The following is a 12,617-nucleotide window of genomic DNA, read 5'->3' on the forward strand; positions in this document are numbered from 1 at the left end:
AATTGCGGCATCGCAGCATGACGCTGGGCCGAGCCGTTCCGTGTGGGCCGTCACACGCCGGAGGACGGCCGCGTGCGGAAATCCACACATCCGGTTCAACAGGGAAGCGCCGACGGCATGGGTCCCGGCTCTCCGGGGCTGCGCCCCTACGGCCGGGATGAGGACCGAAGAAGACGGCCCCACTTCTCCCTCATCCCGGCCGGAGCCAAGCGGAGGGCCGGGACCCATCGGGCGAGAATCCCGCCCCCCTTACCCTTCCCGCCTTCGGAACCGCGCCGGGTCGATACCGAGGCGCTGCATCTTCTCGTACAGGGTCTTGCGACCGATCCCGAGGCGGCCGTGGGCGTCGGTCACCGAGCCGCCGGTCTCGGACAGGGTCGCCTCGATCACCGCCTTCTCGAACCGGTCGACCTGGGCCGCCAGTCCCTCGTGCCCGGCGGGTTCGTCGGCGCCGGTCCCCTCGTCCATCAGCGGATCCAGGCCCAGGACCGCACGCTCGGCGGCATGCTGCAGCTCGCGCACGTTGCCGGGCCAGCGGTGCGCCCGCAGCCGGGTCAGCAGGCCCGGGTCGAGCGGCCCGACGTCGACCGCGTGCCGGGTGGCGTAGCGGTGCCGGAAATGCTCGAACAGCACCGGGATGTCGTCGGCCCGTTCGCGCAGCGCCGGGATCGCGATCGGCGCCACCGCCAGCCGGTAGTACAGGTCCTCGCGGAACGCACCGCGCTCGGCCTTGTCGCGCAGGTCGTCCTTGGTCGCCGCCATCACGCGCAGGTCGACCGGTACCGGCACGTTGGAGCCGACCCGCTCGATGGTGCGCTCCTGCAGGACCCGCAGCAGCCGGACCTGGAGCTCCAGCGGCATCGACTCGATCTCGTCGAGGAACACGGTGCCGCCGTTCGCGAACTCGAACCGGCCGATGCGGCGGCGCTGGGCCCCGGTGAAGGCGCCGGCCTCGTGCCCGAACAGCTCACTCTCGATCAGGCTCTCCGGCAGGGCGCCGCAGTTGATGGCGACGAACGGGCCGGCGGCCCGGTCGCTGCACTGGTGCAGGGTGCGCGCCACCAGCTCCTTGCCGGCCCCGGTCTCGCCGGTGATCAGCACGTCGACCCGGCGCGGGCCGATCGAGCGGATCAGCCGGCGCAGCGCCTCGATCCGCGCCGACGCCCCGATGATCGCCGCCGCCGGATCGGCCGCCGCGCCGCCGCGCTGCAGTCCGCGCAGCTCCAGCACCAGCCGGCGCTTCTCCAGGGCCCGCACCACGGTGCCGACCAGCCGCTCCGGGTCGAACGGCTTCTCCAGGAAGTCGTAGGCCCCGACCCGCATCGCCTCGACCGCGAGCGGCACGTCGCCGTGCCCGGTGATCAGCACCACCGGCAGGTCGCGGTCGACGGCGACCGCCCGGCGCAGCAAGTCGACCCCGTCGGTGCCCGGCATCCGGATGTCGCTGACCACCACGCCGTCGGTGTCGGGCCCCAAGCGCTCCAGTACCGGCTCGGCGCGCCCGAAGGTCTCGACCGTCAGCCCGGCCAGTTCCAGCGACTGCGCGCACGACCGCAGCACGTCCGGGTCGTCGTCGATCAGGAACACGGTTCCGGGCTCGATGGTATCGGTCTCGGTCACGCCGCCACCTCCACCGGGCTCGCCTGCAGGGTCAGGCGGAACACCGCACCGGTTCCGGACGGTGCGTCGACCGCCGCCAGCGAGCCGCCCATGTCGCGCATGATCGAGTACGCGATCGACAGGCCGAGGCCGAGCCCGGCGCCCGGCTCCTTGGTGGTGAACATCGGCTCGAAGATGCGGTCGCGGCGGTCGCTCGGGATCCCCGGGCCGCTGTCGGCGACGGTGATCTCGACGGCACCGCCGGACTCCACGGCATCGACCACGATCCAGCGCTCCGGCCGGGCGGACACCGCGTCCAGGGCGTTGGTCAGCAGGTTGACGAACACCTGCTCGAGCCGGACCGGGTCGGCGTTCACCGCCATCCCCGAGACGCCGGACCCGATGCGGATCGTGACCTGGGCGTCGCGGGCCTGGTGGGCGACCAGCTGCAGGGCCGACTGCACGACCGCGACCAGCGGGGTCGGCCCGAGGGTCAGCCGGCCCTTGCGGGCGAACGACTTCAGGTTCCGGATCAGCTTGTTGGCCCGCTCGGTGACGTCGGCGATGGTCCGCAGGTTGTCCTGCACCGCCTGCATGCGGCCGGCCGCCAGCAGCTTCAACGTGTTGTCGGCGTACGACCGGATCGCGGTGATCGGCTGGTTCAGCTCGTGCCCCAGGCCGGTCAGCATCTGGCCGAGCGCCGCCATCTTCTCGGCCTGCACCAGCTCGTCGCGGGCCGCCGCCAGGTCGGCGGTGCGCTCCTCGACCCGGCGCTCGAGGTCGGCGGCGGCGCGCTGCAGGGCCGCCCGCGTGCGTTCCTCGGTCTCCAGCTTCTCGCGCATCGCCCGCCGACGCTGCACCCCGGCCCACAGCGCGCCGGAGAGCGCCAGCAGCGCCACGCCGGCGATCAGGGTCACCGCGGCGATCCGGGTCTCGGCCGCGGCGGTACCCGCCAGCATCACCACGGTCCAGCCGGCGTCGGGCATGTCCTGCTCCAGCCGCATGAACCGCGCCGGCGCCTCGCGGCCGAGCGTCACCGTCGGGGCCGGTGCCGCCGCGGTGGCGACCGGCTGGACCGGCAGCGCCGGCCGGTCGATCCGGTCGTAGCGTCGGGTCTCCGACAACCGCGCCCGGTCGCCGGCGGACAGCGGCCCCAGCGGCCGGTACAGCCAGTCCGCCCGGTCCGACATGAACACCACCCGGGCGTCGTCCAGCACCAGGACATGGTCGGCGGGACCGTGCCAGACCCGCTCCATCTCCTCGACGTCGACCTTGACCGCCAGCACGCCGACCGCCTCGCCGTCGCGGCGCACCGGGTAGGCGAAGTAGTAGCCGCGCCGGTTCGAGGTGGTGCCGAGCGCGAAGAACCGGCCGAGCCGGCCCTGCATGGCCTCGCGGAAGTACGGCCGGTAGGCGAAGTTCTGGCCGACGAAGGTCGGGGTGTCGTCCCAGTTGCTGGCGGCGATGGTGGTGCCGCCGGCATCCATCACGTAGACGTCCGACGCGCCGATCACCTTGGCGGTCCGCACGTACAGCCGGTCGGCGGCGGCGATCGCGTCCGGGTCCGGCACCGGCGTGTCGAACAGCGCCCGGGTCACCGGATGCTCGGCCATCAGGATCGGCTGCGAGCGGAACTTGTCGAGCCGGCCGCGCAGGCTGGCGGTGTACAGGTCGAGCGTCGCCCGGCTCTGGGCCGCCAGGTCGCCGTACACCAGGTGCGAGACGCCGCGATGGACCGCCAGCACGGCGACCATCAGGAACAGCGCCCAGAGCGGGATCAGGATCGGTCGGGTCACGGCCTCGCCCCGGCGGCGGTTGATTGCGGCCCCTCGCTCGGGCCGCAGAGCCTTTATGCCGCGACTGCGGCGAAAGCGCGACGGGAGTCCGCGTGCCGGCGCCCGGCGCCTAGCACGGCTCCTCGCCGGCCGCCCCGGGCAGCCGCTTGACCGTCAGGGTCGTACCGTCGACGCCGGTCACCTCGACCTTGGCGCCTTCGGGCACGTCCTGCTCGCAGGTCGCCCGCCAGCGGCTGTCGCCGACCCGGACCGCGCCGTAGCCGTTCTGGATCGCCTCGATCACGGTGACGTGGTGGCCGATCGCCGAGCGGCCCCGGCGATTCAGGGTGTCGTCGTCGGTCTCGTCGCTGGCCCGCAGCTGGCGGGCCGCCCAGCGCACGGGGAAGTAGGAGACGAAGGCCAGGGTGGCGAACACCACCAGTTGCCAGGCGGCGCCGATCTCGGCCACCGCGACCGCCAGCCCGGTGACCACGCCGGCGATCCCGAACCACAGCAGGACGTTGGTCGGCATCACCATCTCGACCGCGACCAGGGCCAGGCCGATCACGATCCAGTGCCACGCCTCTGGCTGGAACCCGGTCACCGTCTACCCTCCTCATCGGGGCGCGACGCCTGCCGGCGCGGCGCCGGCGGGCTGACGGCCGTCGCGGACGGAGCAGCGGGCGGGGCGGCGGAAGGGCCGGCCGACGGAACGGACCGGCGCGGTGCCGGGCGACTGCCGCCGGTGCCGCTTGCCTGGCCGCCGGCTACGCCACCGCCATCGCTACCCGAGTTCGACCCGAGTTCCTTCAGCAGCTCGCGGATGCCGCCGATCGAGCCCAGCAGGCTGGTCGCCTCCAGCGGCAGGAACACGGTCTTCTGGTTCGGCGACTGGGCGAAGTCGGACAGCGCCTCGGTGTACTTCAGGGCGACGAAGTAGTTCACCGCGTCGTGGCCGCCGCGATTGATCGCCGCCGCGACCGAGTCGGTGGCGTTGGCCTCGGCCAGCGCCAGCCGCTCGCGGGCCTCGGCCTCGCGCCGGGCCGCCTCCAGGTCGCCTTCCGCCTGCAGGATCTTCGACTGCTTGTCGCCCTCGGCGCGCTCGATCTGCGACTGCCGGTAGCCCTGGGCCTCGAGGATGGCGGCGCGCTTCTCCCGCTCGGCCTTCATCTGCGCGGCCATGGCGTCGACCAGGTCCTGCGGCGGCGAGATGTCCCGGATCTCGACGCGGGTGATCTTGGTACCCCAGGGATCGGTCGCCTCGTCCATGGTGTGCAGGATCTTGCGGTTCATCTCGTCGCGCGACGACAGCGCCTCGTCCAGGTCGGTGCTGCCGAGCACCGAGCGGATGTTGGTCAGCGCCAGGTTGACCAGCGCGCGCTCCAGGTCGCGGACCTCGTACGCGGCGCGGCGGGCGTCGACGACCTGGTAGAACACGATGGCGTCGACCTTCACCGAGGCGTTGTCCCGGGTGATGACGTCCTGCTCGGGGATGTCGAGCACGGTCTCCATCATGTTGATGCGGCGGCCGACCCGGCTGAACAGCGGGTTGATCAGGCCGAGGCCGGGCGGCAGGGTGCGGACGTAGCGCCCGAACCGCTCGACCGTCCACTCCTCGCCCTGGGGCACGATCTTGATGCCCTTGACCACCAGCACGCCGATCACCACGGCGAGGATCACCAGCGCGATGTTGGTGCCGTTCAGGTAGGCGTCGATCGGCATGGGCCGCTCCGGCGTTGCGCATCCTGCAGCAGACGCCGGCCCCCTCGCCGCTCTCGACCGGAGCCCCGGCCGGAGCCCTCGATCGGGGAATGGATCGCCGTCGTCGCAACCTTTATATGGGATCGCGCGCGGCGTGACGACGGGAACGTCTTCCGGCCGGCGCCGCGCCCAGTCTGGGAAAACCGAACCCGGGGAAACCACGCCCGCCGATGCGCCGGTACCTGCGACGTTGGATACTCGCCGTCCTGGCGATCGCGGTCGGGCTTCCGGTCCTGCTGGTCCTGGCCTACCGGGTGGTGCCGCCGCCGGTCACCCCGCTCATGCTGATGCGCGAGGCGCCGATCGACCGGCGCTGGGTGCCGCTGGAGCGGATCGCCCCGGCCCTGCCGCGCGCCGTCATCGCCGCCGAGGACAACCTGTTCTGCCGGCACCGGGGGGTCGACTGGCAGTCGCTGTCGGCGGCGGTCGAGGCCTATGCCGAGGGCGAGCGGGCCGGCGGCGGGTCGACCATCACGATGCAGACCGCCAAGAACCTGTTCCTGTGGCCGGGCCGCAGCCCGCTACGCAAGGCCGTCGAGTTCCCGCTGACCCTGCTGATCGAGGTGCTGTGGCCGAAACGCCGGATCCTCGAAGTCTACCTGAACATCGTCGAGTGGGGCCCCGGGATCTACGGCGCCGAGGCCGCAGCGCGCCGGCACTTCGGCAAGCCCGCCGGCGACCTGACCAGGAACGAGGCGGCGCAGCTGGCGGCGGTGCTGCCGAACCCGCTGCGCTGGTCGGCCGGCCGGCCCGGCGACTACGTGCGGCGCCGGGCCGCGGTCATCAACCGCCGGGTCGGCCAGCTCGGCCCGCTGCTCGACTGCGCGCCGCCCCCCTGACGGCCGGCGTCAGAGGTTCTGGCCGCCGTCGACGCTGACGGTCTGGCCGGTCACCCAGGACGCGGCGTCGGACACCAGGAACGCCGCGACCCGCCCGATCTCCTCCGGCAGCCCCATGCGGCCGAACGGGATGCTGGCCAGGGTCCGGTCGTAGACGTCGCGGGCCTCTTCCTTGCGGCGCGCCCACACCCCGCCGGGGAACTCGATCGAGCCGGGCGCGATGCAGTTCACCCGGATGCGCTTCGGCGCCAGGGTCAGGGCGTGGCTCTGGGTGAGCTGGATCACCGCCGCCTTGACCGCGCCGTAGGCGATGTTGTTCGACGCTCCGACCCCGGAGATCGACGAGATGTTCAGCACCGCGCCGCCGCCGGCCTTCTCGAGATGCGGCCGGGCCGCCCAGGTCGCGCGGACCACGCCCATCAGGTCGATGTCGATGCCCTTCTTCCAGCCGTCCTCGTCGTCGGTCGAGCCGAAGCCCGACGGATTGTTGACCAGCACGTCGATGCCGCCGAGCGTGGCCGCCGCCGCATCTATGTAGCCGGCGAGCGCGGCCGGGTCGCCGACGTCGCAGCTCTGGCCGTGCACGGTGCCGCCATGGGCCCGGAGCCGCTCGACCGCGGTCTCGATTCCCCCGGCGCTGCGGGCGCAGATCGAGACCGCCGCGCCCTCGGCGGCGCAGGTCTCGGCGATCGCGAAGCCGATCCCGCGCGACCCGCCGGTCACCACCACCCGCTTGCCCTTCAGTCCCAGATCCATCTCGGCCGACCCCTTCCGTCGCGTTTGCCGGCGGGACTGTAGCGCGCCCGCCGTGCCCGCCGCCAGCGCCGACGCGACAGCGGCAGCCGGCTCGGATATCCTGCCCGCGAGGCTGGGGAGAGGCCCCGGGGATGAGAGAGATCCGGATCGCAGCGGCAGCCGCGTTCCTGGTGCTGGCCGTTTCCCTGCCGGCACGGGCCGAGCGGCTGCGCATCTGCTTCGAGGAGTGGGCACCGTTCTCGTCGATGGTCGGCGGCCGGGCCGAGGGCATCGTCGTCGCCGCCATGGACCGCGCCCTCGCCGCTGCCGGTCACGCCGGGCTTTTCGCCCAGCTCCCCTACCAGCGCTGCCTCAACGGCGTGCGGGCCGGGACCTACGACGCCATGCTGATGACCTCCGACGAGCCCGGGCTGGTCCCGATGCGGGTCTCGGTCGCGTTCTGGGAGGTCGGGGTGGTGACCCGGCCGGACTGGCCGCGGGACAGCTACGAGGCGCTGAGCGACTTCGACGGTGCCGTCGTCGGCCTGGTCGGGGCCTACGGCTACCACCCGGCGGTGCAGCGGGCGCTCGCCGACTGGCGGGTCGAGCTGACCTCCGAGGCGCTGTTCAACCTGCGGAAGGCGGCCAGCGGGCGGATCGACGCCACCGTCGTCGACATACCCTGGGCCCGGATCCAGGCCGAACGGGAGGGCCTCGCCCTCAAGGTCCTGACCCCGATCCTGTTCGCCACCCCGCAGTACATGTTCCTGACCCCCGCGAAGGCCGGACTCGTCCCGGAGCTCGACGCCGCGCTTCAGGGGCTGATCGACGACGGCACGGTGGACCGGCTGTACGAGCAGGCACTCGGCAGCGACTTCCGCACGGTCAGGGCGCGCGCGGCGAACGCTCTGATCAAGGACTGACGGCCCTGTGAAAACAGCGGATTGCGCACGACCCGGCGTGCTGCTTCGATGGCGTGCCGCCAACTCGAAGGTTCCACCGACATGAACGCCCGTTTCCCGATCTCCGGCGATGCCGTGCCCTACCGCCTGCGCCTGCCCGGCCCGACCGCCATCCCCGACCGTGTGCTGCGCGCCATGGCGCAGCCGATCATCGCCCACCGCGGGGCGGAGTTCCTGGCCCGGTTCCGCGACATCCAGGCCGGCCTGAAGCCGATTCTCGGCCGCACCGGCGCAGTGCCATTCCTGTTCGCCTCCACCGGAATCGGCGCCATGGAGTCGGCGGTCGTCAACGTCGCCGGCCCCGGCAGGCGGGTGCTGATCGCCAACAACGGCCAATGGGGACCGGTGTTCAAGCGCCTGGCGCTGGCGATCGGCGCCGAGGTCGACGAGGTCGTCACCCCGCCGGGCTCGCCGGTCGATCTGGAGGGCGTCGAGCGGGCCCTGAAGGCCAAGGAATATGCCGCCGTGCTGGCGGTCCACAGCGAGAGCTCGACCGGCTGCCTGACCGACCTGAAGGCGCTCGGCGGCATCGTCGCGCAGACCCCGGCGCTGCTGGCCGTCGACTCGGTGAGCGGCCTCGGCGGCGCCGAGATGCGCCAGGACGAGTGGGGGGTCGACGTAGTGGTCTCGGCCTCGCAAAAGGCCCTGATGTGCCCGCCCGGCCTCGGCCTCGCCTCGATCAGCGACAAGGCCTGGGATGCCATCCAGGGCGACGACCTCGGCCCGCGCAGCTACTTCGACTACCGGCGGTTCAGGCCGATGGCGGAGAAGGGCGAGCCGACCTACACCGCGCCGGTCGCCATGCTGACGGCGCTGCACGAGGCGCTGACCATGATCGGCGAGGAGGGGCTGGAGGCCACGCTGGCCCGCCACAAGCGGCTGTCGGCCGCGCTCGCCGCCGGGATGAAGGCGCTCGGCTTCAGCGCCTTCGCGCAGGGCACCCCGAGCCCGACCCTGGTGGTGATGCTGACGCCCGAGGGTATCGACGCCCCGGCGCTGATCGACCGGCTGGCCGGAGGCTACAACATGGTGGTGGCCGGCACCCATTTCGAGCACGTGAAACACCGCATGGTGCGGATCGGCACCATGGGCGCGCTCGGCGACGGCGACATCCTCGCCGACCTGCACCAGCTGGCCGCCGCGATCCGCGACCTCGGCGGCAAGTGCGACGAGGCCGGCGCGCTCGCGGCGGGCGCCGGGGGGCGGGGCCCCCGCCGAGGCGCTCGCCGGGTAAGTCGCCGGCTCGGCTACCCGACGAGCCGGTAGCCGAAGCCGCGGACCGTGGTGATGATCTGCGGGTTCCGCTGGTCGGTCTCGAGCTTGGCGCGCAGATTCTTGATATGGATGTCGACGGCACGGTCCGACGGGCCGTCGTCGGCGTCGCCGATCGCGTCCAGCAGGGTCGCGCGGGACACCGAGGAGTTCCGTCGCCGCAGCAGGGCGGCCAGGATCATGAACTCCGTCGGAGTCAGATGGACGACCGTGCCGTCCTCGCGTTCGAGGACCCGCTCGCTGTGGTCGAGAACGTAGCGGTCGAAGGTGACGCGCGCCGAGCTTTCCAGCTGTCCCGGCTTCCGCACCGCCATCGAACGCCGAAGCAGGTTGCGGATCCGCAGGCTGATCTCCTTGAGGTCGTACGGCTTGGTCTGGAAGTCGTCGACCCCGACCTCCAGGGCCGCCAGCCGGGTCGCCCGGGAATCGTCGCCGGTGATGACGATGATCGGCACCTCCGACCGGGTGCGCAGCTGGCGGGCCAGCGACAGGCCGTTCTCGTCCGGCAGGTTCAGGTCGAGGATGATCAGGTTGACCGCGTCGCGGGCCAGAACCGCGTGCATCTCCCGGGCCGAGGCGGCCTGGGAGACCCGGGCCCGCCCCTGATCCTCGGCCAGATAGGCGAGGATGGCCCGGCTCGGCTCGTCGTCCTCGACCACGAGCACATGCGCCTTCGGCCCCGCGGTCATCGTCCCCTCCACACAATTCCCAAACAATCTATACATAAAATCCCAACTAAATGCGTGCACATTCCGCCGTGGGGATTGGGGAGAGCGGCGGACGCGATCGTGGGGATCGCGGCCGTATCGATCCGGCCAGAACGCCGGCCCGGTCCCCGATGCAAGACGAGGACGTGCCATGCGATCGCTGACCTTCACTCTCGACACCCAGACCGGCTCCGACGAGATGGCGCCGGCCACGGTCACCATCACCGAGCAGACCGACGGAACGCTGGCGTTCACGATCAGCAACGTCGGCGACGGCGACAACATGATCGGCGACCTGCGGGCGCTGTTCCTGGACGTCGCCGACAACAGCCTGCTCGGCTCCCTGGCGGTCGCCGGCAGCGACGTCACCGAGTTCGACCAGTCGGGCAGCATCACCAACCTTGGCAACGGCGCCACCGTCTCCGGCGTGCCGGACGCGCCCTACGAGATCGGCATCGAGTTCGGCACCGCCGGTGCGGCCGCCGACGACATCCAGACCACCAGCTTCACCCTGTCGTCGAGCCTGCGCGGCCTGACCCTGGACGACATCGCGCTCGGCGGCGTCGCGGTGCGCCAGACCTCGGTCGGCGAGGAAGGCGGCGACCGCAGCTCGTCCGACAAGCTGTACGGCTTCAGCCCGTACCCGGTCGACGCCATCGACGACGCGGCGTCGGTCGGCGAGGACAGCGCCGTCTCCGGCAACCTGTTCGCCAACGACATCGACAAGGACGCGACCGACGCCGACGGCAACGGCATCGCGGACGGGCTGACTGTCACCGCGGTCGACGGCGACGCCGGGCTGGTCGGACAGACCATCGAGCTCGACGGCGGCGCCACCGTCGTCGTCAACGCCGACGGCAGCTACGCGGTCGACGCGACCGACGCCGACAGCCTGTCGGTGGGCGAGACCGTCTGGCAGAGCTTCACCGTGTCGGTGAACGACGGCAACGGCGGCTCGGACGACGCCACCTTCACCGTCGAGGTGACCGGCGCGAACGACGACCCGACCGCCGGCGACGACACCGCGACCACCGACGAGGCGGCCGCGATCTCCGGCAACCTGCTCGGCAACGACGGCGACGTCGACCGCCTCGACAGCATCTTCGTCTCCGCGGTCAACGGCGACGCGGCCGGCGTCGGCACGACGGTGACCCTGGCGTCCGGCGCGCAGGTGACGGTCGCCGCCGACGGCAGCTACAGCTACGACCCGAACGGGGCCTTCGACTGGCTCGACGCCGGCGAGACCGCGCAGGACGCGTTCGTCTACCAGGTCGCCGACGGCAACGGCGGGTACGACACCGCCACCGTCGACATCACCATCACCGGAATCGCCAACCAGCCGGAGGAGCCGGTCGAGCAGTTCGGCGAGTTCCTGAACAAGAAGGGCCAGGCCCAGGCGATCTCGAACGTCGTGTTCTACCTGCAGGACGACGACGGCGAGGTCACCAAGGTCAAGGTCGACGGCTGGAACGACGGCACCACCGACCTGGACGACGTCAACATCGGCAGCTTCATCGACGCGCACTACGAGGGCTATCAGCTGCTGGCGGTGTCGATCAAGGCCGGCAACAATCACAATGCCGACCTCGGCCCGGGCGAGGGCCAGCTGTTCCTGATGGACGGCGACGAGGACATCGACTACGTCGCCGGCGGCGCCGCCCCGGAGGGCCTCAGCCACGACATCCTGGGCGCCCGCGTCGACGCCAGCTGGCAGTACTCGGCCAGCCTGTTCGGCTGATCCGGCGAGCGGAGAGACATCGCCCGGGGCCTGCGGTGCCGCTGTCCCGAAGCCTCGCTGGCCCGGCCTCGCAGCCGGCGGTCAGCCGGTTCGGGTAAAGCGTTCGAACAGCTCCCGGTTGGGGCAGAACTCCATGTCCTGCGGCGTGTCCGCCGGCGCGTCCAGGGCGGTCCGGCATGCCGCCACGTCGCGGCAGGACAGGCAGGCATGGACGGCGTGCCGGACGGCGATCGCATCCGCCGGCCCGGTGACCTTGCTCCAGTCGACACCCTTGCGCTCCGCCATCCGGCCGAACAGCGCCGAGTGCTCCTCGACCCATCGCGTCCCGAGCATGACCGTTCTCCGCTTGCCGTTTCCCACGAGCGCAACCGATCGCGGGGTATCGGCAAGTCTGGCGCCGGCCGCCGTCATGCGTCCTTGCGATGGATCAAATCGGTTCCCGCCGGTCAGCCGGCGACCCCCAGCGCGATCGCCGCGAAATGGCAGGCGGCGGCAGCCAGGACGAATCCGTGCCAGATCGCGTTCTGGTACGGCAGCCGGTTCCAGAGATGGAACACCACGCCCAGGCTGTACAGCCCGCCGCCGGCCAGCAGCAGCAGCGAACCGGCCGGCGACAGCGCCGCCGTCATCGGACCGACGACCGGCAGGATCGACCAGCCGAGCGCCAGGTAGAGCACCAGCGAGACCCGCTCCAGCCGCCGCGGCCAGGCGAGCTTGATCGCGATGCCGACCGCGGCGACCGCCCAGACTGCGAGACAGAACGCCCACCCCCACTCGCGCGGCAGCCACAGCAGGGTGAACGGGGTGTAGGTGCCAGCGATCATCGCGAAGATGGCGGCGTGGTCGCAGCGTCGCAGCCAGTCGCGCCACGGCGAGGACCGCAACAGGTTGTACAGCGCCGAGCAGGTGAGCATGGTCAGGAGCGCTGCGCCGTAGACCGCCACGCCGAGCACGACGAGCGGGCCGCTCCGCGCCAGCACGACATCGGCGACCAGCGCCGCGACCGCGACCGGGGCGACCAGCAGGCCGACCGCGTGCACGACCCGGTCGGCGCGGTACTCCGATGCGGTGACGACTGGCCAGACCGGCTGCATGGCCCATTGTGCCCCGTCCGGATCGCGGCTCAACCCCGGATCGCCCCGCCGCGCGCCGGCCCCGGGGCTATCGCGGGGCGGTCGCGGGGCAACCGTTAACTGTTCGACAACCGGTTGCGGCCATGCTTGGGTCAA

12 protein-coding genes are annotated in these 12,617 nt (G+C 71.9%); 4 read left to right on the forward strand and 8 right to left on the reverse strand.

Annotated elements, in window-relative coordinates; all coding sequences use genetic code 11:
* Positions 1 to 249 precede the first annotated feature (249 nt).
* The 4 genes from IE246_RS17655 to IE246_RS17670 all read right to left on the reverse strand — a co-directional run bounded on the left by IE246_RS17655 (position 250) and on the right by IE246_RS17670 (position 5,096).
* Positions 250 to 1,620: a sigma-54-dependent transcriptional regulator gene (locus IE246_RS17655; protein ID WP_189992051.1), complete on the reverse strand. Its 1,371-nt coding sequence runs from the start codon at positions 1,618 to 1,620 to the stop codon at positions 250 to 252.
* Complete coding sequence (locus IE246_RS17660) at positions 1,617 to 3,395, reverse strand: sensor histidine kinase (protein ID WP_189992053.1); 1,779 nt, start codon at positions 3,393 to 3,395, stop codon at positions 1,617 to 1,619. Before IE246_RS17660 ends, IE246_RS17655 begins: the two co-directional genes overlap by 4 nt.
* A gap of 109 nt (positions 3,396 to 3,504) precedes the next feature.
* Positions 3,505 to 3,978, reverse strand: coding sequence for an NfeD family protein (locus IE246_RS17665; protein WP_189992055.1), 474 nt, complete (start codon positions 3,976 to 3,978; stop codon positions 3,505 to 3,507).
* Positions 3,975 to 5,096 (reverse strand): SPFH domain-containing protein, encoded by a 1,122-nt coding sequence (locus tag IE246_RS17670; RefSeq protein WP_189992057.1) that lies wholly within the window; start codon positions 5,094 to 5,096, stop codon positions 3,975 to 3,977. Before IE246_RS17670 ends, IE246_RS17665 begins: the two co-directional genes overlap by 4 nt.
* Positions 5,097 to 5,305: 209 nt before the next feature.
* Between IE246_RS17670 and mtgA the strand changes: the two genes are divergently transcribed.
* On the forward strand, positions 5,306 to 5,974 hold the full coding sequence (gene mtgA / locus IE246_RS17675; protein ID WP_189992059.1) for a monofunctional biosynthetic peptidoglycan transglycosylase: 669 nt from the start codon (positions 5,306 to 5,308) through the stop codon (positions 5,972 to 5,974).
* A gap of 9 nt (positions 5,975 to 5,983) precedes the next feature.
* Here mtgA and IE246_RS17680 read toward each other — a convergent pair whose 3' ends face one another.
* Entirely contained in the window at positions 5,984 to 6,730 is a 747-nt protein-coding gene (locus IE246_RS17680) for an SDR family NAD(P)-dependent oxidoreductase (RefSeq protein ID WP_189992061.1), read from the reverse strand.
* A gap of 131 nt (positions 6,731 to 6,861) precedes the next feature.
* Here IE246_RS17680 and IE246_RS17685 point away from each other — a divergent pair, with 131 nt between their 5' ends.
* Both IE246_RS17685 and IE246_RS17690 read left to right on the forward strand, forming a co-directional pair.
* Complete coding sequence (locus IE246_RS17685; protein ID WP_189992063.1) at positions 6,862 to 7,632, forward strand: substrate-binding periplasmic protein; 771 nt, start codon at positions 6,862 to 6,864, stop codon at positions 7,630 to 7,632.
* An 81-nt stretch (positions 7,633 to 7,713) separates the two neighbouring features.
* On the forward strand, positions 7,714 to 8,937 hold the full coding sequence (locus IE246_RS17690) for a pyridoxal-phosphate-dependent aminotransferase family protein (RefSeq protein WP_189992065.1): 1,224 nt from the start codon (positions 7,714 to 7,716) through the stop codon (positions 8,935 to 8,937).
* Here IE246_RS17690 and IE246_RS17695 read toward each other — a convergent pair.
* Positions 8,919 to 9,632: a response regulator transcription factor gene (locus tag IE246_RS17695; RefSeq protein ID WP_189992067.1), complete on the reverse strand. Its 714-nt coding sequence runs from the start codon at positions 9,630 to 9,632 to the stop codon at positions 8,919 to 8,921. The genes IE246_RS17690 and IE246_RS17695 overlap by 19 nt on opposite strands.
* A 169-nt stretch (positions 9,633 to 9,801) precedes the next feature.
* On the opposite strand from IE246_RS17695, the gene IE246_RS17700 reads away from it, so the two are divergent.
* Positions 9,802 to 11,388 (forward strand): cadherin-like domain-containing protein, encoded by a 1,587-nt coding sequence (locus IE246_RS17700; RefSeq protein WP_189992068.1) that lies wholly within the window; start codon positions 9,802 to 9,804, stop codon positions 11,386 to 11,388.
* An 81-nt stretch (positions 11,389 to 11,469) separates the two neighbouring features.
* Here the strand turns inward: IE246_RS17700 and IE246_RS17705 are convergent, their stop codons facing one another.
* On the reverse strand, positions 11,470 to 11,721 hold the full coding sequence (locus IE246_RS17705) for a DUF6455 family protein (RefSeq protein ID WP_189992070.1): 252 nt from the start codon (positions 11,719 to 11,721) through the stop codon (positions 11,470 to 11,472).
* 113 nt (positions 11,722 to 11,834) lie between these two features.
* Positions 11,835 to 12,515 (reverse strand): PAQR family membrane homeostasis protein TrhA, encoded by a 681-nt coding sequence (gene trhA, locus IE246_RS17710; protein WP_229837354.1) that lies wholly within the window; start codon positions 12,513 to 12,515, stop codon positions 11,835 to 11,837.
* Positions 12,516 to 12,617: the final 102 nt, after the last annotated feature.

Origin of the sequence: Thalassobaculum fulvum, assembly GCF_014652915.1 — a bacterium.
Classification (GTDB): domain Bacteria; phylum Pseudomonadota; class Alphaproteobacteria; order Thalassobaculales; family Thalassobaculaceae; genus Thalassobaculum_A; species Thalassobaculum_A fulvum.